This window comes from Mesorhizobium sp. CO1-1-8, assembly GCF_020164875.1.
In the GTDB taxonomy this organism is placed as follows: domain Bacteria; phylum Pseudomonadota; class Alphaproteobacteria; order Rhizobiales; family Rhizobiaceae; genus Mesorhizobium.
In genome coordinates this window covers 251,665-276,363 of the sequence record NZ_JAIUGZ010000005.1, presented here as the reverse complement: position 1 = coordinate 276,363, position 24,699 = coordinate 251,665, and the positions used below count along the sequence as shown (strand labels likewise).

Annotated in this window: 25 protein-coding genes and 1 other RNA gene; 16 read left to right on the top strand and 10 right to left on the bottom strand. The window is 63.6% G+C overall.

The genetic code is table 11. The features are described 5' to 3' along the window. Positions 1 to 61: 61 nt before the first annotated feature. Positions 62 to 1,477, top strand: coding sequence for an FAD-binding oxidoreductase (locus tag LB558_RS12920; RefSeq protein WP_224697895.1), 1,416 nt, complete (start codon positions 62 to 64; stop codon positions 1,475 to 1,477). On the opposite strand, the gene LB558_RS12915 is transcribed toward LB558_RS12920, so the two are convergent. Further along, the gene (locus LB558_RS12915) at positions 1,440 to 2,462 is read right to left on the bottom strand and encodes a Dyp-type peroxidase (protein ID WP_224697894.1); all 1,023 of its coding nucleotides are present in this window, start codon (positions 2,460 to 2,462) and stop codon (positions 1,440 to 1,442) included. The genes LB558_RS12920 and LB558_RS12915 overlap by 38 nt on opposite strands. Before the next feature lie 132 nt (positions 2,463 to 2,594). On the opposite strand from LB558_RS12915, the gene LB558_RS12910 reads away from it, so the two are divergent. Next, on the top strand, positions 2,595 to 6,596 hold the full coding sequence (locus LB558_RS12910; RefSeq protein WP_224697893.1) for an AsmA family protein: 4,002 nt from the start codon (positions 2,595 to 2,597) through the stop codon (positions 6,594 to 6,596). Between the two features lie 23 nt (positions 6,597 to 6,619). Here LB558_RS12910 and LB558_RS12905 read toward each other — a convergent pair whose 3' ends face one another. Beyond that, a complete protein-coding gene (locus tag LB558_RS12905; RefSeq protein WP_224697892.1) occupies positions 6,620 to 7,057 on the bottom strand; it encodes a MarR family winged helix-turn-helix transcriptional regulator in 438 nt (145 codons plus the stop codon). 155 nt (positions 7,058 to 7,212) lie between these two features. Here LB558_RS12905 and LB558_RS12900 point away from each other — a divergent pair, with 155 nt between their 5' ends. After that, on the top strand, positions 7,213 to 9,015 hold the full coding sequence (locus tag LB558_RS12900; protein ID WP_224697891.1) for a chloride channel protein: 1,803 nt from the start codon (positions 7,213 to 7,215) through the stop codon (positions 9,013 to 9,015). On the opposite strand, the gene LB558_RS12895 is transcribed toward LB558_RS12900, so the two are convergent. The 4 genes from LB558_RS12895 to LB558_RS12880 all read right to left on the bottom strand — a co-directional run bounded on the left by LB558_RS12895 (position 9,012) and on the right by LB558_RS12880 (position 10,805). Further along, entirely contained in the window at positions 9,012 to 9,236 is a 225-nt protein-coding gene (locus LB558_RS12895; protein WP_224697890.1) for a ribbon-helix-helix domain-containing protein, read from the bottom strand. The genes LB558_RS12900 and LB558_RS12895 overlap by 4 nt on opposite strands. A 10-nt stretch (positions 9,237 to 9,246) precedes the next feature. Further along, entirely contained in the window at positions 9,247 to 9,444 is a 198-nt protein-coding gene (locus LB558_RS12890) for a DUF4169 family protein (RefSeq protein ID WP_127260259.1), read from the bottom strand. A gap of 16 nt (positions 9,445 to 9,460) precedes the next feature. Next, positions 9,461 to 9,997, bottom strand: a complete 537-nt coding sequence (locus LB558_RS12885; protein ID WP_127260258.1) for an SspB family protein — start codon at positions 9,995 to 9,997, stop codon at positions 9,461 to 9,463. A gap of 118 nt (positions 9,998 to 10,115) precedes the next feature. Continuing rightward, positions 10,116 to 10,805: a TetR/AcrR family transcriptional regulator gene (locus tag LB558_RS12880; RefSeq protein ID WP_224697889.1), complete on the bottom strand. Its 690-nt coding sequence runs from the start codon at positions 10,803 to 10,805 to the stop codon at positions 10,116 to 10,118. A 188-nt stretch (positions 10,806 to 10,993) separates the two neighbouring features. On the opposite strand from LB558_RS12880, the gene LB558_RS12875 reads away from it, so the two are divergent. Continuing rightward, positions 10,994 to 12,199 carry a multidrug effflux MFS transporter gene (locus LB558_RS12875; protein ID WP_224697888.1) on the top strand — a complete coding sequence of 402 codons (1,206 nt, stop codon included), beginning with the start codon at positions 10,994 to 10,996 and terminating at the stop codon, positions 12,197 to 12,199. 43 nt (positions 12,200 to 12,242) lie between these two features. Here the strand turns inward: LB558_RS12875 and LB558_RS12870 are convergent, their stop codons facing one another. Together LB558_RS12870 and ssrA are read right to left on the bottom strand one after the other, a co-directional pair. Continuing rightward, positions 12,243 to 12,797: an AAA family ATPase gene (locus tag LB558_RS12870; RefSeq protein WP_224697887.1), complete on the bottom strand. Its 555-nt coding sequence runs from the start codon at positions 12,795 to 12,797 to the stop codon at positions 12,243 to 12,245. An 87-nt stretch (positions 12,798 to 12,884) separates the two neighbouring features. After that, positions 12,885 to 13,244, bottom strand: a transfer-messenger RNA (tmRNA) gene (ssrA, locus tag LB558_RS12865). A 170-nt stretch (positions 13,245 to 13,414) separates the two neighbouring features. Between ssrA and LB558_RS12860 the strand changes: the two genes are divergently transcribed. Next, positions 13,415 to 13,726, top strand: coding sequence for a DUF2853 family protein (locus tag LB558_RS12860; protein ID WP_224697886.1), 312 nt, complete (start codon positions 13,415 to 13,417; stop codon positions 13,724 to 13,726). Positions 13,727 to 13,880: 154 nt separating this feature from the next. After that, positions 13,881 to 14,675 carry a thymidylate synthase gene (locus LB558_RS12855; RefSeq protein ID WP_224697885.1) on the top strand — a complete coding sequence of 265 codons (795 nt, stop codon included), beginning with the start codon at positions 13,881 to 13,883 and terminating at the stop codon, positions 14,673 to 14,675. Between the two features lie 36 nt (positions 14,676 to 14,711). On the opposite strand, the gene LB558_RS12850 is transcribed toward LB558_RS12855, so the two are convergent. Next, the gene (locus tag LB558_RS12850) at positions 14,712 to 14,891 is read right to left on the bottom strand and encodes a TOBE domain-containing protein (RefSeq protein WP_224698036.1); all 180 of its coding nucleotides are present in this window, start codon (positions 14,889 to 14,891) and stop codon (positions 14,712 to 14,714) included. 107 nt (positions 14,892 to 14,998) lie between these two features. Between LB558_RS12850 and modA the strand changes: the two genes are divergently transcribed. The 4 genes from modA to LB558_RS12830 all read left to right on the top strand — a co-directional run bounded on the left by modA (position 14,999) and on the right by LB558_RS12830 (position 18,044). Then, on the top strand, positions 14,999 to 15,793 hold the full coding sequence (gene modA / locus LB558_RS12845; RefSeq protein ID WP_224697884.1) for a molybdate ABC transporter substrate-binding protein: 795 nt from the start codon (positions 14,999 to 15,001) through the stop codon (positions 15,791 to 15,793). A gap of 15 nt (positions 15,794 to 15,808) precedes the next feature. Then, on the top strand, positions 15,809 to 16,513 hold the full coding sequence (gene modB, locus LB558_RS12840) for a molybdate ABC transporter permease subunit (protein ID WP_224697883.1): 705 nt from the start codon (positions 15,809 to 15,811) through the stop codon (positions 16,511 to 16,513). Continuing rightward, complete coding sequence (modC, locus tag LB558_RS12835) at positions 16,510 to 17,622, top strand: molybdenum ABC transporter ATP-binding protein (protein ID WP_224697882.1); 1,113 nt, start codon at positions 16,510 to 16,512, stop codon at positions 17,620 to 17,622. The genes modB and modC overlap by 4 nt, the downstream gene beginning before the upstream one ends. An 80-nt stretch (positions 17,623 to 17,702) precedes the next feature. Continuing rightward, the gene (locus LB558_RS12830) at positions 17,703 to 18,044 is read left to right on the top strand and encodes a winged helix-turn-helix domain-containing protein (protein ID WP_013531026.1); all 342 of its coding nucleotides are present in this window, start codon (positions 17,703 to 17,705) and stop codon (positions 18,042 to 18,044) included. A 42-nt stretch (positions 18,045 to 18,086) separates the two neighbouring features. Here LB558_RS12830 and cobF read toward each other — a convergent pair whose 3' ends face one another. Further along, positions 18,087 to 18,872: a precorrin-6A synthase (deacetylating) gene (gene cobF / locus LB558_RS12825; protein ID WP_224697881.1), complete on the bottom strand. Its 786-nt coding sequence runs from the start codon at positions 18,870 to 18,872 to the stop codon at positions 18,087 to 18,089. A gap of 173 nt (positions 18,873 to 19,045) precedes the next feature. Between cobF and LB558_RS12820 the strand changes: the two genes are divergently transcribed. The 6 genes from LB558_RS12820 to LB558_RS12795 all read left to right on the top strand — a co-directional run bounded on the left by LB558_RS12820 (position 19,046) and on the right by LB558_RS12795 (position 24,666). Then, a complete protein-coding gene (locus tag LB558_RS12820) occupies positions 19,046 to 20,047 on the top strand; it encodes a DUF4424 domain-containing protein (protein WP_224697880.1) in 1,002 nt (333 codons plus the stop codon). Then, the gene (locus LB558_RS12815) at positions 20,047 to 20,565 is read left to right on the top strand and encodes a dihydrofolate reductase (RefSeq protein ID WP_224697879.1); all 519 of its coding nucleotides are present in this window, start codon (positions 20,047 to 20,049) and stop codon (positions 20,563 to 20,565) included. The genes LB558_RS12820 and LB558_RS12815 overlap by 1 nt, the downstream gene beginning before the upstream one ends. Before the next feature lie 168 nt (positions 20,566 to 20,733). Next, positions 20,734 to 21,858, top strand: coding sequence for an FtsH protease activity modulator HflK (gene hflK, locus LB558_RS12810; protein WP_224697878.1), 1,125 nt, complete (start codon positions 20,734 to 20,736; stop codon positions 21,856 to 21,858). Then, positions 21,858 to 22,826 (top strand): protease modulator HflC, encoded by a 969-nt coding sequence (gene hflC, locus LB558_RS12805; protein ID WP_013531031.1) that lies wholly within the window; start codon positions 21,858 to 21,860, stop codon positions 22,824 to 22,826. The genes hflK and hflC overlap by 1 nt, the downstream gene beginning before the upstream one ends. A gap of 6 nt (positions 22,827 to 22,832) precedes the next feature. Then, on the top strand, positions 22,833 to 23,021 hold the full coding sequence (locus tag LB558_RS12800; RefSeq protein ID WP_013531032.1) for a DUF2065 domain-containing protein: 189 nt from the start codon (positions 22,833 to 22,835) through the stop codon (positions 23,019 to 23,021). A 127-nt stretch (positions 23,022 to 23,148) separates the two neighbouring features. Further along, entirely contained in the window at positions 23,149 to 24,666 is a 1,518-nt protein-coding gene (locus LB558_RS12795) for a DegQ family serine endoprotease (protein ID WP_224697877.1), read from the top strand. The last annotated feature ends 33 nt before the right edge of the window (positions 24,667 to 24,699 follow it).

The window sequence follows — 24,699 nt, the reverse complement described above, 5'->3', positions numbered from 1 at the left end:
TGCTTTAGGCATCCATAGCTGCATAACAAGCGTGGACGCTGGTCCATTCGCGGAGGAATTCATGGCTCTGAGCGACCTCAACCCGGTCGAACGCAACGAGGAAGGCATCGCCGCCGTGCTCGGCATCCTCAAGCAACAGCTTGGCGAGCGTTTCCAGACCGGCCAGGCTATCCGCTCGCAGCACGCTCACACCACCACCTATATTCCGACGCAGGCGCCGGATGGCGTCGCCTTTCCCGAGACGACCGCCGAGGTGCAGGAGATCGTGCGGGCCTGTGCCGCGCACCGCGTGCCGGTGATCGCCTTCGGCGTCGGCTCCTCGCTGGAAGGCCACACCAACGCGCCGGGCGGCGGCATATCGGTCGACACATCGCGCATGAACCGTATCCTGGCGGTCAATCCGCAAGATCTCGACTGCACGGTCGAGCCGGGCGTGACGCGCGAGGACCTTAACCGGCATCTGCGCGACACCGGCCTGTTCTTTCCGATCGATCCGGGCGCCAATGCCTCGCTCGGCGGTATGGCCGCGACACGGGCCTCAGGCACCAATGCGGTGCGCTACGGCACGATGCGCGAGAACGTGCTGTCACTGACGGCCGTGATGGCCGACGGCGAAACGGTGACGACCGGCAAGCGCGCGAAAAAGAGCTCGGCCGGCTATGATCTGACGCGGCTTCTGGTCGGCTCGGAAGGCACGCTCGGCATCATCACCTCGCTGACCTTGAAGCTGCAAGGCATCCCGCAGGCGATTTCAGGCGGCGTCTGCCCCTTTCCAAGCGTTGAGGCGGCCTGCAACGCGGTCATCGCGACGATCCAGATGGGGATTCCGGTGGCGCGCATCGAACTAGTCAACGCGTTGCAGATGCGGGCGATGAAGAATTATTCCAGGCTCGACTATCCCGAAAGCCCGTGCCTGTTCGTCGAGTTTCACGGCAGCGATGCCGGGGTTGCCGAACAGGCCGAGACCTTTGGCATGATCGCGGAAGAGAATGGCGGCGGACCGTTCCTGTGGACCAGCGTTGCCGAGGAACGGACGAAATTGTGGAAGGCCAGGCACGACGCCTACTGGTCGTCGCTGACGCTGCGGCCGGGCGCCAAGGGGCTGTCGACCGATGTCTGCGTGCCGATCTCGCGCTTCGCCGAATGCGTCATGGAGACCGAAGCCGACATAGCCGAGATGGGTCTGATCGCGCCGATCGTCGGCCACGCCGGCGACGGCAATTTTCACGTGCTGGTGCTGATGGATGTGAACGATCCCAAGGAGATCGCGCTGTCCGAAAAGTTCGTCGCGCGGCTCAACATGCGCGCGATCGCCATGGACGGCACCTGCACCGGCGAGCACGGCATCGGCCAGGGCAAGATCGGCTTCCTGCGCCACGAACTCGGCCACGGCGTCGACATCATGCGCACCATCAAGAAGGCGCTGGATCCGCTCGATATCATGAACCCGGGCAAGATATTGCCGGGGATGGACTAAGGGCCCGTTGGGCCTGCTTGTCCTGTGCGCCCTCGACAAGGGCCTGCAGCATCGGGCGGGTTGGCGCGAAGAATGTAGTGCCGGTGTGCGGCGTGGAGAAGTCGAGCAGCCGGTCGTAGGCGCCCGGCGGCTCGCCGATATACATGCGCTGCAGCATCTTCTCGATCACCCAGAGATACTTGCTATAGCCGATGAAGTAGGTGCCGAACTCGTTCTGTCCGGGCCTGCCGAACGGCATGTTGTCGCGCAAAATGTCGTACTCGTTGCCATCGGCATCCTCGATGGTGGCCAGCGACTTGTGTGATTTGCGCGGCGCGTCGTCATCGTCGATTTCGATGTTGTCGATCTTGGTGCGGCCGATGATCGCTTCCTGCTCGGGCGTGGGAATGCGCGCCCAGGCCTGGAGATCGTGCAGATATTTCTGGACGACGACATAGCTGCCGCCGGCGAAATCGGCGTCTTCCTCACCGACGAGCGCCGAGGCCGGCAGGTCGAGGCCGGTCGGGTTGGCGGTGCCGTCGACGAAGCCGAGCAGGTCGCGGGCATCGAAATAGCGAAAGCCGGAAACCTCGTCGACGACCCTCACGGTGTCTCCGAGATTGTCGAGCAGGATGCGCTCGAACTCGAAGCACATATCGGGGCGTTCGGAGCGGATGTGGAAGAGGAGATCGCCGGCGGTCGAAGGCGCCGAATGAACGGCTCCCTTGATCGGCGCGAACGGTTTCAGTTCCAGCGGCCGCCGATCTGGAGAAAGACGATCCCAGAGAACGCGGCCGATGCCGGCAATGCATGAAAGCCGCCCGGAGAGATCGCGGAACCCGACGGTTTTGACGAGATCGTCGAGCCCACCAAGCACGGAGGCAACCGTGGCGAGCGCGCTCTGCTCGCTGGCGACGGTGACGACAAGAAAGACCGCCGAAAGCGACAGCGGAGCATCGACGCTCTGCGCATCGATCGGCACGCGATCCCAGTTCTTCCCAGACATCCGAATTTCTCCGCTTTGCCGGGATTTGTTTCAGATCGCCGGAGATCGCGCAACACCGGATGAATTGCCTCTTTATCGACACGCGGATGCGGGTAGAGTGCGGCAGAATTTCAATCAACCCGTTCGGAGCTGATGCTCGCACGCCTGTTCGTGATCTTCGGTGGCCTTTTTGTGCTGGTGCTGTGTGCGGCGCTGGTGGTGCCGTATTTTATCGACTGGACCGGCTACCGCGCCCAATTCGAGCGCGAGGCGAGCGCCATTCTCGGCCGCAAGGTGACGGTGCAGGGCGACGCCACGGCAAGGCTGTTGCCGTTCCCTTCGGTGACTTTCTCGAATGTCGCGGTCGCCGGTGGCCCCAATGGCCAGCCGGCCATGACCGTCGAGACGTTTTCGATGGATGCGGAACTGGCGCCCTTCCTGCGCGGCGAAGTGCTGATCTTCGACATGCGGCTGGTGCGGCCGAAAGCGACCATAGATATTGCAAATGACGGCACGGTCGACTGGGCGATGCGGCCGTCCTCGCCCTTCGACCTCAACCAGATATCGATCGAGAAGCTGACTGTCACGGAAGGGCAGATCGAAGTGCGCCATGCCGCAGGCGGGCGCAGCCACCTGTTTTCCGAGATCAATTCGACCATCTCGGCGAAATCGCTGGCCGGCCCGTGGCGCATGGACGGCACGCTGCGGCTGGACGGGTTGCGCACCACGGTCGCGGCGTCCACCGGCAAGGCGGAAGGCACCGGGCAGATGCGGCTGCGGCTGAAGGCCGGCCCGGACGCCTACCCGCTGGTCATCGAGACGGACGGCAATGCCGGCATCGTCAATGGGGCTGCCGTCTATTCCGGCCAGTTCAAGATCTCAAATCCGGACAAGAATGGTGCCGACAAGAACAGCGCCGAGTTGCGCGGCACCGATGGCGAGACGGTGAAGGTTAGCGCCGGCAAGCCCGATCCGGGCTTTCGGCTGAACGGCAAGTTCTCGCTCGACCACCAGAAATTGGGCGTCGACGAGTTCCGCTTCGAGACCGGGCCGCTCGACAAACCCTACACCGCCGATGGCAAGGCTTCTGTCGATCTCGGGCTGAAACCGAGTTTCGCCATCGAGGCCAATGGCGCGCAGGTGCAGTTCGACGAGGCGGTGGGCGCCGAAGCCGGCGCCGGCCTGACGCTGGATCAGCGCATCGCGGCATTTGAGCAAGCGCTGCTCGATATGCCGAAGCCGACCATTCCCGGCACTGTCGAGGTCAAGCTGCCGGCGGTGGTTGTCGGCGACACCACGGTGCGCGACGTCCATCTTTCCGCCGAGCCGGTCGATGGCGGCTGGTCGGTGAAATCGCTTGCCGCGACCTTGCCAGGCCGCACCACGCTGGAAGCCGATGGCATGCTCGTGCTCAATTTGGAGGGTCACTTCGGCTTCAACGGCTCGCTGCTGCTGGCCGTGGCGCAACCCTCCGGCTTTGCCGCCTGGCTGTCGAAGGATGTCGACGAGGCGATCCGCCGTCTGCCGGCCGCCGGCTTCAAGGCCAAGGTCGACCTCTCGCAGAAGCGCCAGGCCTTCAGCGATCTTGAACTGATCCTGGGCAAAGCGAAGTTTTCCGGCCGCATCGATTCCAGCCAGCCCGACGATGCCAAGCCGTCAGTGCTGATGCGGCTCGAAGGCGGCGAGCTCGATGTCGATGGGCTGGCGGCCTTCGCCTCGATCTTCGTCAGCGACAAGGGCGCCAATCGCTTTGCCGACCGCGACCTCGATTTCCAGATCAAGGCAGGGCCGGTCAATGCCGGAGGGTTGACGGCCGACACGGTCGACACCGCGCTCAGGCTGCGCGACGGGCTGCTCGAAATCGACCGGCTGTCGGTGGGCGGGCTGGCCGGCGCCTCGATCAGCGCTACCGGCCGGATCAAGGATTTCCCGGCGAGCCCAACCGGCAAGCTCGATGCGTCGGTGGTTGCCGTCGACCTGAAGCCGCTGATCGACGTCGCCGCCCAGCACTATCCCGACAGCGCCGTGCTCAAGGGACTGGCGAGCCGTGCTGCTGCCTATCCCGAGCTGTTCCAGGATGCGCGCATCGACCTGGTGGCGAGTGCGGCCGACAATGGCGACGGCACCACGGGCCTTGCGGTGAGCGGGCAAGGCAGGGCCGGCGGCTCGGCCTTTTCGGCGTCGCTGTCGGGGAAGGGGGCGGTGGACAAGCTTCTCGAAGCGCCGGTGGCGCTGACCTTCAACGCCAAGAACCCTGACGCCACCGCGCTGCTGGCGCTCTACGGCCTGCCGGCGCTGCCGCTTGGCATGCTGGGCGAGGCAAGCACCGACATTCAAGCCAAGGGCACGTTTGGCGGCGGCCTGGCGACGAATTTCAGTCTTGCCGGCAATGACTTCAAGGCCGGTTTCGAGGGGACGATCGCCGACACGCCGCAAGGCCTCGCCGCCAAGGGCAAGCTCAGCCTCGACGCCGCCGACATCGAGCCATGGCTGATGACGTCAGGCATCGGCCTGCCCGGCATGGGCGCGGGGATGTCGACATCGCTCGCCGCGCAGGGCGACTATGGCAACGGTCTGCTGGTGCTGGACGAGCTCACCGGTGCCATCAACGAAGCGGCGGTGTCAGGCGACGTCAATATCGATGTAAAGGAGGGGGTCGACGGCAAGGACGGCGTGCCGCATCTGGCCGGGGCGCTGGCGCTCGACGAACTCGATCTCGATCCGATGGCGGTGGCGCTGTTCGGCGATTCCGCCTTTCTTGCTGACAAGAACGGGGCCGACAAGGACGGGGCAGGCAAGGATGGGGCAGGCAAGGGTGGCGTGTGGCCGGCGACACCATTCAGCGAGAAATCCAGCCTGCCGTTCACCGCCGACCTCGACCTGACGACGGCAGCACTTGCCGTTGGGCGGTTCGCCACGGCCTATGACGCCGCTTTTTCGCTCAAGCTCGACCAGGAAGGCATCCGCGTTTCGGATCTCAAGGCGAAATTGCTTGGTGGGGCGCTCACCGGCCTGTTCGAGCTGAAGAACAATGACGGGACCGGGCTGTTCACTGGCCAGATGAAACTGGCGGGTGCCGATCTGACGACCGTGCTGCCTGATGCCGGCATCAGCGGCATCGGCGATTTCTCGACGGCGCTGTCAAGCAGCGGCAAATCGGTCGAAGGGATGGTCGCCGCCTTGTCTGGCTCCGGCACAGCGGCGCTGAAGAGCTTGCAGGTCGCCGGCGTCAATCCCGATGCGTTCCCCGCGTTCCTTGCCAAGGCGGACGCGATCGGGCGTGACATCGATGCGGCCAAGACCGCCGGCTTCGCGCCTGACATCGCTGCTGATGGCAGCTTTGCCGCTGGCGATACCGACATAGCCTTCACGATTGCCGGCGGCACGCTGCGGGCGCCGCCGGTCAGCCTGGAAAATCCGGCGGCGACCTTGTCCGCCGACGTCACGGCGGATCTCAACGCGGCCACGGTGTCGGCCAAGGGTGCGATCACCTACCGGCCGGGCGACGAGGCGCTGGTCGGCTCCGAGCCGGTCGTGAATTTCACCGCCGAGGGTCCGTTCGGCGCGGTCAAACGAGTGTTCGACAGTGAGCCACTGGCGCAGTTCCTGACCCAGCGCGCGCTGGAAAAGGAACAACAACGCGTCGAGGCGATGCAGGCCGCGCTGCTCGAAAAGCAGCGGCTGCGGCGCGAGGCACGCTATTACGCGGCGCTGCAGACCGAACGGGACAAGGCCGTCGAGGAATTGCGCAGGCAAGAGGAGGCGGCGCGGCTGAAAGCCGAGGCTGATGCCAAAGCCAAGGCCGAAGCGGAGGCCCAGGCGAAAGCCGAAGCCAAGGCCGAAGCGGAGGCCCAGGCGAAAGCCGAAGCCGACGCCAAAGCTCAGGCCGACGCGGACGCCAGGGCCGCTGCCGAACAGCAGGCGGCCGACGAGGCGGCCAAGGCACAGGCCGACGAGCAGGAGCGGCGGAAGGCGGAAGAGGCGATGCGCCTCGCCTCGCAGGAAAAGGCAAAGCTCGAGGCTGAACGCAAGGCCGCGCAGCAGGCTCCGAAGGTGGAGCGGGCACCGCTGCCGGAGGCCAACGACAATCCGCCGCCGGCCAAGCCGAAGTCCAATCCGTTCACAATCGACAATCTGCTGAAGTCGCTACAGTAGGCTGAGCTTTTTGGGCCATACGACTACCCGCCATCCCGATCGAGCAGGCGCCGCAGCATCGGTTCGATGCGTGACAGTTCGTCGAGATGCGCCGCCGATAGCTCGGCCAGGCAATCGTCGGCGCGCTCGGTCAGCTGCAGCAGCACGCGGCGGTGGTCGTCCTTGTCCTGATCCCTTGTGACCAGCCCCGCCTCGCCGAGGCGGTTGACCAGTTCGACGGCGCTGTGGTGGCGGATGCGCAGGCGTTCGGCGAGATCGCCAACCGTCACCGGGCCGCCGCCGGGGAATCCCTTGATCGCCAGCAGCGCCTGGTGCTGGCGCGGGGTCAGGCCGGCGTCTTCCGCCTGGACCTGGCTGAATTCGAGGAACCGGCGGATCAGGTAGCGAAACTCCGATAGCCGCTGGTAATCGGCCTGGCTGATGGCGGGGCGTTGTTCTCGTGGCTGCGACATATCCGACATGTGTTCGTTTTCCGGCGAAAGCTCAAACGGATTTCGGGCGAAACCGGCTTGAATATTTATATCGTGTTACGATAGATAGCCACCGATAGGCCCGGCTGGCCGCTTCGACCGTGCCGCACCTCAGACATACCGCCGCCGCCAGGAAGCAAACTGCCATGAAGACCCATCACTCCAATCCGGAGCATCTGCGCGATTTCACCACGGATGCCAGGGTGCTGCTCGTCGCCGCCATTGCCGTGGTGGTGGCGACAGCCGGACTGGTTGCCGGCATCGCGCTTTTGAAGCTGATCCGGCTTGCCACCAACATCGCCTATTTCGGCGAGTTCTCGCTTGCCGACCTGAAACTCGAGAACACGCCGCTTGGGCTTGCCGCCGTCATCGTTCCGGTGATCGGCGCGCTGATCATCGGCCTGATGGCGCGCTTCGGCAGTGAGAAGATCCGCGGCCACGGCATTCCCGAAGCCATCGAGGCGATCCTGCTCGGGCGCTCGAAACTCGACGCCAAGGTGGCGATCCTGAAGCCGCTGTCGTCGGCGATCTCGATCGGCTCCGGCGGACCGTTCGGCGCCGAAGGCCCGATCATCATGACAGGCGGCGCGATCGGCTCGCTGATCGCGCAGATGCTGCCGGTCAGCGACAACGAGCGCAAGACGCTGCTGGTGGCTGGTGCGGCAGCGGGCATGACCACGGTGTTCGGAACACCGATCGCCGCCATCATGCTGGCGGTCGAACTGCTGCTATTCGAATGGACCCCGCGCAGCTTCATTCCGGTGGCGGTCGCGGCTGTTATCGCCGAGGTCGAGCGCACCATGCTGCATCTGCCCGGGCCGATCTTTCCGTTCCAGGGCGGCATGGAGGTGTCCTTTGTCGGCCTTGCCGGCTGGGTGGCGATCGGCGTTTGTGCAGGACTTTTGTCGGCACTGCTGACGCAGATGGTCTATGCCTGCGAGGACGGTTTTCAGAAACTGCCAATCCACTGGATGTGGTGGCCGATGCTTGGCGGCCTGGTGGTCGGCATAGGCGGGCTGATCGAACCGCACGCGCTCGGTGTCGGCTATGATAACATCACCGACATGCTGGACGGCCGCACAGTCGCGACAGCGGCACTCCTGCTGCTGGTGGTCAAGGCGATCATCTGGTCGGTAGCGCTCGGCTCGGGAACGTCGGGAGGTGTGCTGGCGCCGCTGTTGATCATGGGCGGGGCTATGGGCGCGGTGCTCGCCGGCGTTCTGCCTGCCGCGGATCCAGGTTTCTGGGCGCTGCTGGCAATGGCCGCCACGATGGGCGGTACGATGCGTGCGCCGCTGACCGCCACGTTCTTCGCCGTCGAACTGACCGGCAACACACATATGCTGGTACCGCTGATTGCGGCCTGCGCCGCGGCGCACGCCGTCACCGTGCTTCTGATGAAGCGGTCGATCCTGACCGAAAAGATCGCCAGAAGGGGACACCATCTGGTTCGCGAATACCGCGTCGATCCCTTTGCCTTGACCAGGGTGCGGGAGGTGATGACGTCACAGGTCGAAAGCGTGCCGGCGACGATGACGCTGCATGGCGCAGCAGCCTTCCTGACCGCGCCGGAAACACGGCATCCGAGTTTTCCGGTGGTGGATGAGAACGGGCATGTGCTCGGCCTCATCGATCCGCCGGCGATATTGCGTTGGCGGCGCGCCGGCAAGCACCGCACCACGACGCTTGGCGCGTTGCTGGCCGGCAGCAAGGTGACGCTGGCCTATCCGGACGAATATCTCGAAGGCCTCTCCGACAAACTCCTGCTGGCCAACGTCTCTCATCTGCCCGTCGTCACCCGTGAGGGCTTGCAACTGGTCGGTTATGTCGGTTGGAAGGATCTGATGCGCGTGCGGTCCAGGAAGCAGGCCGAGGAGCGCGAACGTTCGACCTTGCTTGGCTTCGGCACCAGGCGCAGGAAAAAGGAAGACGTGGTCGAAAGCCTTTAGATACTCTCTCCTCGCTTCGCCCATTCGAGGACATGGAGCCTCAACGCCGAGGACAGGTTGGTGTCGCGGGGCCGCGTCTCGTCGACTTCGGCGACAAGAGCAGCGAGCGTCAGCTCTCTGGTCGCCGCGATCGCGACGAGGTCGTCATAGAAGGGCTTTTCAAGCGAGTAGCTGGTGCGGTGACCACGAATGGTCACCGAGCGCTTTTCGACCGCGCTCACTGGTGACAGCTCACTGGTCGTCTTCGGCGCCGGATGGCTCACGGCGGTGCCCGGCGACGAAGTTTTCGGCCTTGTCGGCGACTATGCGGTCGCGTTGCTTCTCTGCCTTGGAGCGACCGTACAGTGCCCGGTTCTGTTCGGCGACGCGCACTTTCTCGTCCCGCGCCTTCTGCTTGCGAGCCTGGCGGAGATTGACGATATCAGCCATGGCGTGAACCGCAGGCTTATTTCTTGCGGAAGGCGTCGAGCGAGACCACTTCGGCGCCCTTGGTGGCGGCATCCGCAGCCGCGGGCTTCTTCTCCGGCTCGGCGGCGGCCTTCTTCTCGGCCTTCGGCTTTTTCTCGGAGACGATGGTCAACGGCTCCGGAGTTGGCGCAGCCGGTTCCTCGGCTGCCGCGCCATCCGTCTTGACGTCGAATTCGAGTTCGAAATTGACCGAGGGATCATAGAAACCGCGCACGGCCGAAAACGGGATTTCGAGCTTTTCCGGCACATCGGAGAAGGACAGGCCAACCTCGAAGCCGGTATCGGTCACCTTCAGGTCCCAATACTGGAACTGAATGACGATGGTCATCTGCTCGGGATAGCGCTCGCGCAGCCGCGAGGACACGCGTACGCCCGGCGCGCCGGTCAGGAAGGTGATGAAGAAGTGGTGGTTGCCGGGGAGGCCGGTGCGCGCGACCTCGGCCAGGACCTTGCGCATGACGCCGCGCAACGCCTCCTGGGCCAGAATGTCGTAGCGGATGTGGTCGTCGGCCATGTGGCGGTCGGGTTCCGTTGAATCGTCCGCATAGCTGTAATCAAGCTTGAGCGCGGCGTAAACCGCATATAGATCACCCTCGCGCGGAAGCGAAGACTATTGCCAGCGATTTGATCGCTCAGGCGCTGGCGAGCGCGCTTTGCTTTTCAACAGAGGTCGCGGAGCGGCGCTTGCCGAAGGCGCGCAGGAAGGTGCGCACGCCATTGGTCGCGGATTGCAGCACCTCGTCCTCGCTCGGCGAGCCGCCAAGCATGAAGGTGGTCTGCAGTTCGGCGTTGACGAGGCCAAGGAACTGGCGTGCCGCCACGTCCGGGTCCTCGATCGTGAGGTAGCCGCCATAGGCAAGGCGGGCGAAGCGGGCGGCGATTGCCGGCCATGTCCTGCCCGGTCCCTGTTCGCGCCATTCGGCAAACAGTTCGGGATAGCGCTCGCCTTCGGTCTGGATCAGCTTGCGCAGGAATTTTCCATCGCGGTTGCAGATGCAGTTCTGGTTCAAGCGCACGGCAAAGCCGATCAGGTCCGCTTCGAGATCACGGGGCTGGTCGGGGAAGGTGGCGATGGTGGCGAAGATGCCGGCATTGCAGCGTTCGGTGAGATCGCGCACAACGGCAACGAACAGTTTCTCCTTGTCGCCATGATGGTTGTAGACGGTCTGCCGCGAGACGCCGGCTTCGGCGGCAATCAGGTCGATGTTGGCGCCGGCGAAACCTTCGCGGCAAAACACGGTGGCGGCGGAGTCGACGATCGACAGGCGCTTGGCCTCATGACCGCGTGGCGGGAAAATGTCAGGAGAAACGTGCAGCTTCATAAAAAACTATATAGAGGTGATTGACGATTTAGACAAGAGTGTCTAAATTTGTGGACACAAGATAAAGAGATTTCGCGTGAAAGAGACGAATAGAATTCGCTCTCGATGTGTCGGAACCTCACGGGATGGAACGTCCTAGGTTAGACGTCGCCTGGCGGCGGCAACCAGATTTGAAAGAAGCCTTTATCATGAGTCCCAAATTCCTCCGCATCGCGGTCGTGCTCGGCTTGTTGTCCGCTATCGGCCCGTTCGCCATTGACATGTATCTGCCCGCGCTGCCTTCGATCGGCGCGGATCTGCATGCCGGCACCGCTGCCGTGCAGATGAGCCTGTTGATTTTCTTCCTGTCGATGGGTTTTGGCCAGATCGTCGTCGGGCCGATCTCCGACATGGTCGGCCGCAAGCTGCCGCTTTATGGCGGCCTTGCGCTGTTCATGGTCGGCGGCATCGGTTCGGCAATGGCGCCGACCATCGAATGGCTGATCGCTTTCCGCTTCCTGCAAGGGCTTGGCGCCAGCGCCGGCATGGCCGTTCCGCGCGCCATCGTGCGCGACCTGCACACCGGCAATGAGGCCGCCAAGCTGATGTCCTTGCTGATGCTGGTGTTTTCGGTGTCGCCGATCCTGGCGCCGCTGACCGGCAGCGTGATCATCGAGAGTTTCGGCTGGCGCGCCGTGTTCTGGACGGTGACGGGCGCGGCTCTGCTGGCCACCAGCCTTCTGGCGACATCGCTCAAGGAGACGCGGCCGGTTGAAGATCGCGCCGGGTCTTCGTTCGGCACTGCGCTGTCGGCCTATCGCTTCCTGATGGGTGACCGTAACTTCCTCGGCCTGACAGCGATCGCCGGCTTCGGCATTGCGAGCTTTTTTGTCTATCTGTCGAGCTCGTCGTTTATCCTGATCGACCATTACGGCCTGTCGCCTTCGGTCTACAGCGTGTTCTTCTCGATCAATGCGGTTGCCTTCATCGGCATGTCGCAGATGACGGGGCTGCTGGCCGAGCGGTTCGGGCTGCGGCGCGTGGTGCGCGTCGCGGTGACCGGCTATGCGACGACGATGGTGGTGCTGTTCGCGGTTATGGCGACAGGCATCGACCGGCTCGACGTGATGGCGGCGCTGCTGTTCGTCGGCTACGGCTTCCTTGGCCTGGTCATCCCGACCACCTCGGTGCTGGCCATGGAAGAACATGGCGAGATTGCCGGCACGGCGTCGGCGCTGATGGGCACGCTGCATTTCGCCATCGGCGCACTCGCCATGGGCGTCGCCGGCGTGTTCTTCGACGGTACGCCGCTGCCGATGGTGGCCGGCATCACGCTGTGTGCGGTGATCTCGTTCACGCTGGCCAAGTTCACGCTCGGCCGCTCGCGCGAGGCCGTCGAGGCGCCGGCGGAATGACGACTTTCGATGAGAACAAAGGCCGGGTCATGCCCGGCCTTTTTCATGCCAATCCTGTCTCGGCCAGCACGAAGCGCAGCCGCGCCTCGACAGATGCCAGCGGCAACGGAATCATCTCATAGCCCAGTTCCGTGTAGACGCCGACCAGCGCCTGGTGGGTACGCTCGGCCTCGTCGAGCGTCTGCTTGCGCTCTTCGTCCTGCGCGAAGATCTCCGGCCAAAGCGGGGCGACGAAGACGCGCTGATGATAGCGGAAGCGCTCGGCGGCAGCGTTGGCGTGTTCGGGTACCGGCAGGCCGCTCAGCCTGAGATAGCCGAGCGTGTCCGGGACGCCACGATCGAAAAAAACAGGACGCCCGGTCTGTTTTCGCGCGATTTGATATGAGCGCATCTCCCATGACAGCATCAACTCGGCAAACAGCTGGCGATCGTGCCAGGGCAAAGCGGGTCCGCCAATGGCGGACTGGTCGCGGATAATGCCGCGCCCGGCTTCCACCGAAGTGGCAAAGCCTGCGTGGCGCAGGGCTTCTATCAGGGTGGTCTTGCCGGAGCCGGGACCGCCGGTCAGCACGAAGAAGCGATCGGAATCGTGTTGCATGTTTTTGTCCATGGAGAGGGAGCATCCGGCAGGGCGCCTTCGCGGCGAATCTGCCACTGCGCATGCTGCATATCGGAGGAGGGGAGAAGTGGAGGTTTCTGTTGCCAGGTACCTCCGAACCCCGCCTAGAAGTGCGAACCTCTAGGGCTTGATTTGAAGCTATCGCACCGCTTACGCGGCGAGACGTGCTTCCGCATAGTTGTCATTTGCAACTACAGGTTTAGCCCGATGACGGTGGTACCATGCCGGGCAAAAGTACGATCTTTACACCTTCGTCGATCCTATTTCGCCCCCAGCAAAAACCGCTCTGTCATCAACAGCGGCTTTTGGTGGAGGCGCCGGGTACCGCCCCCGGGTCCGAACGGCTTATTTCATCGCCCATTTATCGCCATAGTCGGTCAAGCCGACAAACTGAATATAGGGGGCGATCGCAGGAAATGAAAGGCCGCAGTGGCACTTTGTCCCCGTGTCAAAACCGCAAGTCCCAAGGGTTGACTCGGGCGCGGTCTCAACCGAAGCTTTGCCACGGTGAGGAGTTACCGACCTAGCGCACAAGTTGCAGCAGCGCGCCACAGCCCTCATCGATCGGATCCGTGGCGCCGACGAGGGGAATTTTGATGGCCGACTATCTTGCAGACGTGAAGAAATACGACGCCGGCGCCAGTGCTGATGCGGTTGAAAAGATCGTCAAACACCTGGGCATCGCGCTCAGGAACCGCGATTCCTCGCTGGTATCCTGCACCGACCCGAAGGAACTCGGGCGTGTCAGGGACAACTGGGTCGCCAAGAAGCTCGGCATCAGCGATGCAGCGAAGGCCGATGTGTCCATCGAGAAGACCTGCAAGGCGATGGCGGCCGATAACACCAAGAGCCGGGTTACCTTCTACTACCTGGTTGCGAAGGACCTGGGTAAGCTCGGCTCCCTCTGACGATCGCACGTTAACTGCAGGGCTGGCGCGGCCTGCGCGCCAGCCTGTTGGTGGGGACTGGCTGGCTTCGGGCAGGGTTTGCGCGCCGCTTTCTGGTGTTCGGACGCCTGTCCGTCAGCTATGATGGCTGAACAACCGAATCGAGCCGGAACCGATGCGCCAGTATCTCGACCTCCTGCAGCACGTGCTGGACAACGGCGCCGATCGCGGCGACCGCACCGGCACCGGAACGCGCTCCGTCTTCGGCTACCAGATGCGTTTCGACCTGGCGCGCGGCTTTCCCGTCACCACGACCAAGAAGCTGCATCTCAAATCGATCGTCCATGAGCTTCTGTGGTTCCTGGCCGGCGACACCAACGTCAAATACCTCACCGACCATGGCGTTTCGATCTGGGACGAATGGGCCGACGAGAATGGCGATCTCGGCCCGGTCTACGGCAAGCAGTGGCGTTCCTGGCCGGACGGCCATGGCGGCTCGATCGACCAGATCGCGAATCTTCTCAGGGAGATACGTAAAAACCCTCAATCGCGGCGGCTGATCGTTTCGGCATGGAACCCAGCCGAGGTGGAAGCGATGGCGCTGCCGCCCTGCCACTGCCTGTTCCAGTTCTATGTTTCGGAAGGGCGGCTTTCCTGCCAACTCTACCAGCGTTCCGCCGATATCTTCCTTGGTGTGCCGTTCAACATCGCGTCCTATGCCCTGCTGACCTTGATGGTGGCGCAGGTCACCGGGCTGAAACCCGGCGATTTCGTCCACACACTTGGCGATGCGCATCTCTACTCGAACCATTTCGAGCAGGCGCGCGAGCAGCTGCGGCGCACGCCGAGGACGCTGCCGACGATGTGGATCAATCCGGAGGTGAAGGACCTGTTCGCCTTCCGCTTCGAGGATTTCCGGCTGGAAAATTACGTCGCCGATGCAAGCATCAAGGCGCCGATCGCGGTCTGAGTCCGAGGCTTTACTCTACCCTGAATCACGCGCCGATCAGTCGATGCCGACCATCACGTCTGAGGCCTTGACCGCGGCATAGGCCTGTTTGCCTTTTTCGAGCTTCGGCGACGGCCTCATGGTGATTGAGGCGGTGACGATTGCGCCGCCAATGTTGATCCTGACATGCGAGGTGACGGCTCCCTTCTTTGGCGGTCTTACGAGAACAATCTGTATCGTACAGACGCTTCAGGAGGCGCCGGGCCTTCCCTTGTTATATTCATGCGGATATATCGGTTGGCAGGCTTCGGGTCGATCGGATTTCAAACCAGGGAGAGTTTTCCATGACGCGCAAAGGTTTTGGATCGAGGGCGATCGCCATTGGCGGTTTCGCTGCGGCGCTGATGGCAGTCGTGCCGGCAGCACATGCGGAAGACAGGGTGGTGGTGTTTGCCGCGGCCAGCCTCAAGGACGCGCTCGACGCGGTGAACAAGGCCTGCGAGGCCGATGTCGGCGAGGCGGCGACTGTCTCCTATGCCGCGAGCTCGGCGCTGGCCAAGCAGATCGAGGGCGGGGCGCCTGCCGACGTCTTCATCTCGGCCGACCTCGACTGGATGAAATATCTCTCCGACAAGAAGCTGACCAGGCCGGACACCGAAGTGAAGCTGCTGGGCAATCAGATCGTGCTGGTGGCGCCGAAGGACTCGGCGGTCGACACCAGGATCAAGAAGGGCTTTGATCTCGCCAAGCTGATCGGCGACGGCAAGCTCGCCATGGGCGATTTCAAGGCGGTGCCGGCCGGTAAATATGGCAAGGCCGCACTTGAATCGCTCGGCGTCTGGTCCTCGGTCGAGGGCAAGGTGGCGCAGGCCGAGAATGTGCGCGCGGCACTGAAGCTGGTTTCGACGGGCGAAGCAGCCCTTGGCATTATCTATGCCACCGACGCGCATGCTGAAAAGGGCGTCAAGGTGGTCGGCACCTTCCCGGAGGATTCGCATCCGCCGATCATCTATCCGGTTGCCCAGACCGCCGATTCGAAGGACAAGGACACGCCGGCTTTCCTGAAGTGCCTGCAGTCGGCCAAGGCGGCCGCGCTGTTCAAGGATCAGGGATTTACCGTGCTCGCGCCGAGCAACTGAGTTCCAAGGGGCATTATGAACTGGCTGCTGGACCTCACTCCCGACGAATGGAATGCGGTCCGGCTGTCCATCAAGGTGGCGACGGTGGCGATGCTTGCCAGCCTGCCGCCGGGCATATTGATCGCACTGCTGCTTGCCCGGGGACAATTCTGGGGCAAGACCGTTCTCAACGGGCTGGTGCATCTGCCTCTGATCCTGCCGCCGGTGGTGACCGGCTACCTGCTGCTGCTCACCTTCGGCCGGCGCGGCCCGGCCGGCGCTTTCCTGGCAGAGCATTTCGGCATTGTCTTCTCCTTCCGCTGGACGGGTGCGGCGCTGGCCTGCGGCGTCATGGGCTTTCCGCTGATGGTGCGGGCGATCCGGTTGTCGATCGAGGCGGTGGACCGCAAGATGGAAGCGGCGGCGGGAACGCTCGGCGCCAATTCGCTCTGGGTGTTCGCCACCATCACGCTGCCGTTGATCCTGCCCGGGCTGATTGCCGGCGCCATCCTGGCCTTCGCCAAGGCGATGGGCGAGTTCGGCGCCACCATCACCTTCGTCTCCAACATTCCCAATGAGACGCAGACATTGCCGTCGGCGATCTACACCTTCATGCAGGTGCCGGGTGGCGATGAAGGGGCGCTCCGCCTGACGCTGATTTCCATCGTCATCTCCATGGCCGCGCTGGTGGCTTCGGAGGTGCTGGCGCGGCGCGTCGGCCGGCGACTGGACATCGAATGAGCGTTCTCGTCGACATAAGTCATCGGCTGGGTGGTTTCGCCATCGAGGCCCGCTTCGAAAGCGCCGGGCGGCTGACGGCGCTGTTCGGAGCGTCGGGGTCGGGCAAGACGACGCTGATCGACATGATTGCCGGGCTGATCCGGCCCGACAAGGGGCGCATCGAGGTCGACGGCCGTGTGCTGGTCGATACCGGTGCCGGCATTTTCGTGCCGAAGCACAAGCGCCGCATCGGCATGGTGTTCCAGGACGCACGGCTGTTTCCGCATATGAGCGTTGCCGGCAATCTGCGCTACGGCCGCTGGTTCACACCGCCGGCGGAGCGCTACGCCGATATCGATGCCGTCGTCGACCTGCTCGGCATCGGGCCGCTCATGAACAGGCGGCCGGCAAAGCTCTCGGGCGGCGAGAAACAGCGCGTGGCGATCGGCCGGGCATTGCTTGCCAGCCCCAGACTGCTGCTCATGGACGAACCGCTGGCCTCGCTCGACGAAGCGCGCAAGGCCGAAATCCTGCCCTATGTCGAAAGGCTGCGCGACGAGACGAAAATCCCGATCGTCTATGTCAGTCATTCGGTCGCCGAAGTGGCGAGGCTGGCCAGCGACGTGGTGATGCTGGCGCACGGCAATGTCATTGCCAGCGGGCCGACCGGGGCGGTGATGCAAAGGCTCGACCTGTTGCCGGCGGAGGAGCGCGGCGAGGGGGGCGCCGTGCTGGACACCAGGGTGCTGCATCACGACGAGACTTTCGGCATGACCGTGCTCGGCTCGGCCGCGGGCGAGCTCCGGGTGCCACAACTGGCGATGAAAACAGGTACGCCGGTGCGCATCCGTATCCGCGCCCGCGATGTGATGATCGCCACCGAAAAGCCGAGGGGCCTCAGCGCGCTCAACATCCTGCCGGGAACCATTACCGCGATAATCCCGGGCGAGGGCCCGGCGGTCGAGGTCGGCATCGACTGCAATGGCGCAACCGTGCTTGCCCGCATCACCGAACAGTCGCGGCAGGCGCTGAAGCTTCATCTTGGCGGTAAGGTTTTCGCGGTGATCAAGACGGTGAGCTTCGACCGGGCCAACACCGGCGCCGGCCTGTCCGCCGAGGCGGATGGATGATCCCGCTATGTCTTTTTGGAATAGCGGTTTCGCCAGGGAGCTTCTAGTATGAGGTTGGGGTTTGACCGCGGAGAGTAATGATGCCGTCGCTGAGCTTGCGGATAAATCTCGATCCCGACGGGCGCGTCGGGCCGGGCAAGATCGAACTCCTGGAACAGATCGCCGCCTTCGGCTCCATCTCGGCCGCCGCGCGCGGCATGGAGATGTCCTATAAGCACGCCTGGGACCTGGTCGAGGACATGAACCGGGTATTCGGCAAGCCGCTGGTGGCGGCACAGACCGGCGGTCGCAAGGGCGGCGGCGCGCAACTGACGGCGGTCGGCCTGGCAGTGGTCAGCCGTTTTCGCGCCATCGAGCGCGCGGCCGCGGCCGCGGCAGCGACGCATATGGAGGCGCTGCAGGCGGAGATTGAGGCTGGGTGAGGAGGAAGGGAGTAGGGGAGTAGGGGAGTAGGGGAGTAGGACTTATTGCTCTTCACCGGGCTTGCGCAGCAAATAGCTGTCCATGATCCAGCCCTTCCGCCGACGAGCTTCCTCTCGAACCTCTGCGATCTTTGTGCCGATGTCACCGATCCTGCCGGAGAGAGTGATCTCGTCTTCCGTTCCGAGATAGGCGCCCCAATGGATGACGACATCCTTGTCGGCCAGCGTGTTGAAAGCGCATTTGCCGTCCAGCAGGACGACCGCGCTCCCGGCGTTGTCCGGCATGCCTTCCTTGGCCAGGCGGCGGCCGGTGGTGATGAGGACGGAATCGCCGATGCGGTTCAGCGCCATCTTGTGACTGGCGGCAAGCGCCTGGACGGCGGTGATGCCGGGGATCACCTCAAGCTCGAACGCCACATTGCCTCGCAGGCGCACGCGCTCGAGGATGCGCAGCGCGCTGTCGTAGAGCGAAGGGTCGCCCCAGATCAAAAAAGCGCCGCAGCCGTCGCCTGCAATCTCGTCGCGGATCAGGCCTTCGTAGATCGCGGCGATGGCCTCATGCCAGTCATCGACGGTCGAGCGGTAGGAGGTCGCCGGCCCATCTTCTACCGGGAGGTCGCGCAGCGGCACGTCGAATTCGACGCGGCGTGACTTCGGATTGGTGACGAAGCGGTCGCATATCCGGCGGCGCAGTTCCGCCAGCTCATTTTTTTTCGCGCCCTTGTCGGGGATGAACAATACATCCGCCTGATTCAGGCCTGATATGGCCTGAACGGTCATATGGTCGGGATTGCCGGCGCCGATGCCGATGACGAGAAGCTTGCGCATGGGGCGAACTCCTGCCCGATCGGGACTTGTTAGTCCAGACCGCGCTGGCGCGTGTCCAGACCGCGTTGGCGCGTGTCCAGCTCCCTTTGGTGCGTCCGCGGATACGGAAGGGCTTTGAAACGCCACATTGAAACGGCTAGGGTCCTGCAAGCATTCTAGCCGAGGGGGCTTCCATGTTGCGATATGTTCTGACCGCCGTGCTGGCCCTGTCGCCCGCGCCCGCCTTCGCCAATGATTCGGTTGCCGAACTTGGCACCGGCGGCCTGATCCTGTCGCGCAGCGATGCCGTGGCGATGCAAAGCGAGGATCTTTTCATCTCGCCGGAAAAGGTGACGGTCGGCTACGTCTTCCACAACAACACAGACAAGGATGTCGAGGCAATCGTCGCCTTCCCGATGCCCGACATATCGGGCAATCCCGAAGAAATCCCGGCGATCCCTGAAAATCAGAGCGACAATTTCCTCGGCTTCGAGGTGACGATCGACGGTGTCGCCGTCAAGCCGCAGCTCGAGCAGAAAGTGTTGGCGCTCGGCATCGACATCAGCGCCGAGCTGAGGGCGCAAAACGTGCCGTTCTATCCTTTCGGCGATGCGGCGAAGGCGGCACTGGCCAAGCTGCCGCAAGCGGTTGTCGATGACTGGGTGAACCGAGGTATCATCATCGAGGACACCGGCAGCGACGGCACCGAGACGACCAAGGTCTACACGCCGTTCTGGCAACTGCGTTCGACCTACTGGTGGCGTTCGACCTTTCCGGCCAACAAGGACGTCCATGTTTCCCACCACTACAAGCCGAGCGTCGGCGGCACGTCTTCAGTGAGCTTCTTCTACGACGGCAAATTCCAGGGTCAGTATGCGGCCTACAAGCCCCGCTATTGCATGGACGACACATTCGAAAATGCCGTGCGCAAAGCGGCCAAGGACGACCCTGACGGCTACCCCAAATATGTCGAGAACCGCATCGCCTATATCCTGACCACCGGCGGCAACTGGGCCACCGGCACGATCGGCAGGTTCAAGCTGACGATCGACAAGGGCAATCCGAAAGCCCTGGTCTCGTTCTGCGGTGACAATGTCAAAAAGACCGGACCGATGACCTTCGAGATGACGACGGATGATTTCTACCCCGAGCGCGACATCGACGTCCTGATCCTCGAGCCAACGGACGACAATTGATGCACGTCGCAATCTACGTTGCCATTGCCGAGAACGGCGTGATCGGGCGGGACGGCGGGCTCCCGTGGCGGCTCTCCACCGATCTCAAGCGCTTCAGGGCCGATACGATGGGCAAGCCCATCATCATGGGCCGCAAGACCTATGAGGGCATCGGCCGGCCGCTGCCGGGCAGGTTGAACATCGTCGTCACCCGCGACAAGACTTGGCGTGCCGAGGGCGTCGAGGTGGCACATTCGCTCGAAGCCGCGGTCCAGTTGGCGACGGTGCGCGGGCGCCGCATGGCCGATGTGGACGAGGTGTGCGTCATCGGCGGCGGCGAAATCTATGCCCAGGCCATGCTGCTGGCCGATCGCCTGCATGTCACCCATGTGCTGGCAGCGGTCGACGGCGACGCGCATTTCCCGCCGATCGATCCGGAGTCCTGGCGCATTGTCAGCTCGCGGGAGTTTCCCGCTGGGGAAAAGGACAGCCACGCGACGCGCTATTCGGTTTACGAGCGGCGCCGAGAGAGACATTGACTGAAAAAAGGGGCATTGAAGGAAGACAAAGGGTCGCGACCGGACAAATCGGACGAAGTCGGCAGCGCATCGCGTTGAAAGCGCCTCGTGGCGTCCCTATAGAAGAACAATACTGGATTTTGCGCCGTAATACCGGCGCTTGAGGGAATTCCAAGCGAAAGGACATTCATGCCCTGGAACGACAAAAGCGGCGGTGGCGGCGGCCCGTGGGGTGGCGGCGGCAACAATCAGGGACCCTGGGGGCAGGGTCCAAAGGGACCGAGCGGGCCACAGGGCTCGCCTCCAGATCTCGAAGACATCATCCGCCGCGGCCAGGACCGGCTGCGGCGCGCTCTTCCGGGTGGCGGCGGCGCGAGCCCGGCTATCTTCGCACTGATCGCGGCTGCACTTGTGGTGCTGTGGGCGTTCAAGGCGGTTTATACCGTGCAGCCCGACGAGGTCGCGGTCGAACTGCGCTTCGGCAAGCCGAAGACCGAACTGTCGCAGCCTGGCCTGCATTTCCATTGGTGGCCGCTCGAAACCGTCGAGACGGCCAAGATTTCCGAGCAGCTCGTCGATATCGGCGGCGGCGGCGCGACGAGTGGCAACACGTCCGGGCTGATGCTTACCGGCGACCAGAACATCGTCAACGTCCAGTTCTCGGTGGCCTATCAGGTCTCCGACCCGAGGGCGTATCTGTTCGACGTGTCCGATCCCGACGGCATGCTGCGGCAGGTTGCCGAAAGCGCCATGCGTGAAGCCGTCGGCCGCCGGCCGGCGCAGGACATCTTCCGCGACGACCGCCAGGGCATTGCCGCCTCGGTGCGTGAAATCATCCAGTCGACGTTGGACGGCTACAAGGCCGGTCTCAACGTCAACGCCGTCTCGATCGAGGATGCGGCACCGCCACGCGAAGTGGCCGATGCGTTCGACGAGGTGCAGCGCGCCGAGCAGGACGAGGACAAGTTCGTCGAGCAGGCCAATCAGTATTCCAACCAGAAGCTCGGGCAGGCGCGCGGCGAGGCCGCACAGATCCGCGAAGATGCGGCCGCCTACAAGAACCGGGTCGTGCAGGAAGCCGAGGGTGAGGCGCAGCGCTTCATCTCGGTCTATGACGAATATGCCAAGGCGCCCGATGTAACGCGCAAGCGCCTCTACCTGGAAACCATGGAGAAGGTTCTGAAGGATTCGAGCAAGGTCATCGTCGAGCAGGGCAACGGGCAAGGGGTCGTTCCCTATCTGCCGCTGCCGGCATTGCAGCCGAAAGCGCCGGCACCCGCTGCGCCCAGTGGCGCTACGGGAGGTAACCAGTGATGGCCAACCGTCTTCCCATCATCGTCGTCGCAGCAGCGGTTATCCTGTTCCTGCTCTATTCCTCGGTCTTCGTGGTCAATGCGCGCCAGCAGGCGCTGGTGCTCAGGTTCGGCGAGATCGTCGACGTCAAGAGCGAACCCGGCATCTACTTCAAGGCGCCGTTCTCGTTCTTCGACGCCGACACCGTGCAGCTGATCGAGAACCGGGTGCTGCGCTTCGACCTCGACAACATTCGCGTCCAGGTCTCGGGCGGCAAGTTCTATGAGGTCGATGCCTTCATCGCCTATCGCATCTCGGATCCGCGGGTCTTCCGCGCCGCGGTGTCCGGTCAGATCGAATTGGCCGAGGCCCGGCTCAGGACGCGTCTCGACGCTGCCTTGCGCCGTGTCTATGGTCTGCGTGATTTCGAGGCAGCACTCTCCGAAGAGCGCGGCGTGATGATGCGCGAAGTCCGCGACCAGCTCAGGCCCGATGCCACATCGCTCGGCCTGCAGATCGAGGATGTCCGCATTCGCCGCACCGATCTCACGGCCGAAGTCTCGCAGCAGACCTTCGACCGCATGAAGGCGGAACGCCTGGCGGAAGCTGCCCGGCTGAGGGCGCGCGGCAATGAGGCGGCACAGCGCATCACCGCCCGCGCCGATCGCGAAGTGGTCGAGATTGTCGCCGAAGCGCAAAAAGAGTCGGAAATCTTGCGCGGCGAGGGCGAGGCCCAGCGCAGCGCCACCTTCGCGGGAGCCTATCAGCGCGATCCGGCTTTCTTCGACTTCTACCGGTCGATGAATGCCTATGGCACGGCGCTGGACAACACCGGAACAACGATGGTGTTGTCGCCGAACTCGGAGTTCTTCCGCTTCTTCCGCAATCCCGACGGCAGCGAGGGGCCGGCAAAGCCTGCTTCGCCTGCGCCAAACGCTCCGGCGACGGCACCCGCCGCGCCGGCGGCACAGCCCAGCACCGGCCAGTAGCGGCCGGTGCAGGATTTTCTTGCCGCCATGGGCCTCGTCCTCGTCATAGAGGGTCTGGTCTATGGCGGCTTTCCCGGCCTGGCCAGGAAGCTTGCCACCGAAGTGCTGTCGCTGCCCGAGAACGCGCTGCGGATTGCCGGGCTGGCGGCGATCGCGATCGGCGTCGGCATCGTCTGGCTGGTACGAGGCGCATGACGGCGGCGATGATTTATCCTCTGCCGATAGTCATAGCCGCAAACGTGCCGTATTTTTTGCCAACATGGCGTGACGTGGCGTTTTCGTCGAAGCGCTTTTCTTTTCAAGAATACCGGGAGGCCTCTCGATGACATCCAATAAAATTCTGCGCGCGGCGCGGCGGACATTCATCGCCGGCGCGGCGGCACTGCTTGTCAGCGCCGTCGCTGTCCCGTCCTTCGTGACGCCGACATTTGCCGCCGATGGGCCCGCTTCGGTCGCCGATCTGGCGCAAGGCCTGCTCGGCGCGGTGGTCAACATATCGACCTCGCAGACGGTCAAGGGTACCGAAGGCCCGGGCGCGGTGCCGATGCCGCAATTGCCCGAGGGTTCGCCCTTCCAGGATTTCTTCGACGATTTCTTCAAGAACCGCGGCGGCGACAAGGACAACGGCGCGCAGAAGGTGCAGTCGCTGGGCTCCGGCTTCGTCATCGATGCCGAGCAAGGCATCGTCGTAACCAACAACCATGTCATCGCCGACGCCGACGATATCGAGGTCAATTTTTCCGATGGCGTCACCTTGAAGGCGACGCTGGTCGGCACCGACACCAAGACCGATGTCGCCGTGCTCAAGGTGGATCCGAAAGGCCACAAGCTGACGGCGGTGAAGTTCGGGGATTCCACCAAGATGCGCGTCGGCGACTGGGTGATGGCGATCGGCAATCCGTTCGGCCTCGGCGGCACGGTGACGGTCGGCATCGTCTCTGCCCGCAACCGCGACATCAACTCCGGCCCCTATGACGACTTCATCCAGACCGATGCCGCGATCAACCGCGGCAATTCCGGCGGACCGCTGTTCAACAGCGCGGGCGAGGTCATCGGCATCAACACGGCGATCATTTCGCCTTCCGGTGGCTCGATCGGCATCGGTTTTTCCATCCCCTCGCAGCTCGCCTCGGGTGTCGTCGACCAGTTGCGTCAGTTCGGCGAGACACGGCGCGGCTGGCTCGGCGTGCGCATCCAGCCGGTGACCGACGACATCGCCGAGAGCCTCGGCATGGCGACCGCCAAGGGCGCACTGGTTGCCGGCGTGATCAAGGGCGGCCCGGTCGACAATGGCACCATCCAGGCGGGCGACGTCGTCATCAAGTTCGACGGCAAGGATATCCATGAGATGCGCGATCTGCCGCGCGTCGTCGCCGAAAGCCCGGTTGGCAAGGCGGTCGATGTGCTCATCGTGCGAAAGGGTGTCGAGCAGACCGTGAAAGTGACGCTTGGCCGGCTCGAGGATGGCGAGAAGCTCGCCAGCAGCGAGGAGGGCAGCAACACCGATCAGGACAAGGGCGACAAGGCTCCGGCCGTTTCCACTGCTTCGGTGCTCGGCATGACGGTCGGCGAACTGAACGACGAGACACGCAAGAAGTTCAGCATTGCGGCCGATGTTTCGGGCGTCGTCATCACCGACGTCGCCAAGGACTCGGCAGCCGCCGAACGCGGCATCCAGCCCGGCGAGGTGATCACCGAGATCGCACAGGAATCGGTTGCCACCCCCAAGGATGTCATGGACCGGATCGGCGCCTTGAAGGAACAGGGGCGCAAGAATGCGCTCTTGATGCTGGCCTCGAAGACCGGCGAGCTCAGGTTCGTGACGATCCGGATGGACTGAGATCCGGAAGATCCGGCGAAATCCTCATCTTGA

What these genes read in the sequence shown, in the direction of transcription:
- LB558_RS12795 (WP_224697877.1), top strand. Translation starts at nt 23,149, where the DNA reads ATGACATCCAATAAAATTCTGCGCGCGGCGCGGCGGACATTCATCGCC.
- LB558_RS12915 (WP_224697894.1), bottom strand. Translation starts at nt 2,462, where the DNA reads ATGTCTGGGAAGAACTGGGATCGCGTGCCGATCGATGCGCAGAGCGTC.
- LB558_RS12875 (WP_224697888.1), top strand. Translation starts at nt 10,994, where the DNA reads ATGAGTCCCAAATTCCTCCGCATCGCGGTCGTGCTCGGCTTGTTGTCC.
- LB558_RS12880 (WP_224697889.1), bottom strand. Translation starts at nt 10,805, where the DNA reads ATGAAGCTGCACGTTTCTCCTGACATTTTCCCGCCACGCGGTCATGAG.
- LB558_RS12885 (WP_127260258.1), bottom strand. Translation starts at nt 9,997, where the DNA reads ATGGCCGACGACCACATCCGCTACGACATTCTGGCCCAGGAGGCGTTG.
- LB558_RS12820 (WP_224697880.1), top strand. Translation starts at nt 19,046, where the DNA reads ATGTTGCGATATGTTCTGACCGCCGTGCTGGCCCTGTCGCCCGCGCCC.
- modC (WP_224697882.1), top strand. Translation starts at nt 16,510, where the DNA reads ATGAGCGTTCTCGTCGACATAAGTCATCGGCTGGGTGGTTTCGCCATC.
- LB558_RS12910 (WP_224697893.1), top strand. Translation starts at nt 2,595, where the DNA reads ATGCTCGCACGCCTGTTCGTGATCTTCGGTGGCCTTTTTGTGCTGGTG.
- LB558_RS12830 (WP_013531026.1), top strand. Translation starts at nt 17,703, where the DNA reads ATGCCGTCGCTGAGCTTGCGGATAAATCTCGATCCCGACGGGCGCGTC.
- LB558_RS12815 (WP_224697879.1), top strand. Translation starts at nt 20,047, where the DNA reads ATGCACGTCGCAATCTACGTTGCCATTGCCGAGAACGGCGTGATCGGG.
- modA (WP_224697884.1), top strand. Translation starts at nt 14,999, where the DNA reads ATGACGCGCAAAGGTTTTGGATCGAGGGCGATCGCCATTGGCGGTTTC.
- cobF (WP_224697881.1), bottom strand. Translation starts at nt 18,872, where the DNA reads ATGCGCAAGCTTCTCGTCATCGGCATCGGCGCCGGCAATCCCGACCAT.
- LB558_RS12900 (WP_224697891.1), top strand. Translation starts at nt 7,213, where the DNA reads ATGAAGACCCATCACTCCAATCCGGAGCATCTGCGCGATTTCACCACG.
- hflK (WP_224697878.1), top strand. Translation starts at nt 20,734, where the DNA reads ATGCCCTGGAACGACAAAAGCGGCGGTGGCGGCGGCCCGTGGGGTGGC.
- modB (WP_224697883.1), top strand. Translation starts at nt 15,809, where the DNA reads ATGAACTGGCTGCTGGACCTCACTCCCGACGAATGGAATGCGGTCCGG.
- LB558_RS12920 (WP_224697895.1), top strand. Translation starts at nt 62, where the DNA reads ATGGCTCTGAGCGACCTCAACCCGGTCGAACGCAACGAGGAAGGCATC.
- hflC (WP_013531031.1), top strand. Translation starts at nt 21,858, where the DNA reads ATGGCCAACCGTCTTCCCATCATCGTCGTCGCAGCAGCGGTTATCCTG.
- LB558_RS12890 (WP_127260259.1), bottom strand. Translation starts at nt 9,444, where the DNA reads ATGGCTGATATCGTCAATCTCCGCCAGGCTCGCAAGCAGAAGGCGCGG.
- LB558_RS12905 (WP_224697892.1), bottom strand. Translation starts at nt 7,057, where the DNA reads ATGTCGGATATGTCGCAGCCACGAGAACAACGCCCCGCCATCAGCCAG.
- LB558_RS12860 (WP_224697886.1), top strand. Translation starts at nt 13,415, where the DNA reads ATGGCCGACTATCTTGCAGACGTGAAGAAATACGACGCCGGCGCCAGT.
- LB558_RS12855 (WP_224697885.1), top strand. Translation starts at nt 13,881, where the DNA reads ATGCGCCAGTATCTCGACCTCCTGCAGCACGTGCTGGACAACGGCGCC.
- LB558_RS12870 (WP_224697887.1), bottom strand. Translation starts at nt 12,797, where the DNA reads ATGCAACACGATTCCGATCGCTTCTTCGTGCTGACCGGCGGTCCCGGC.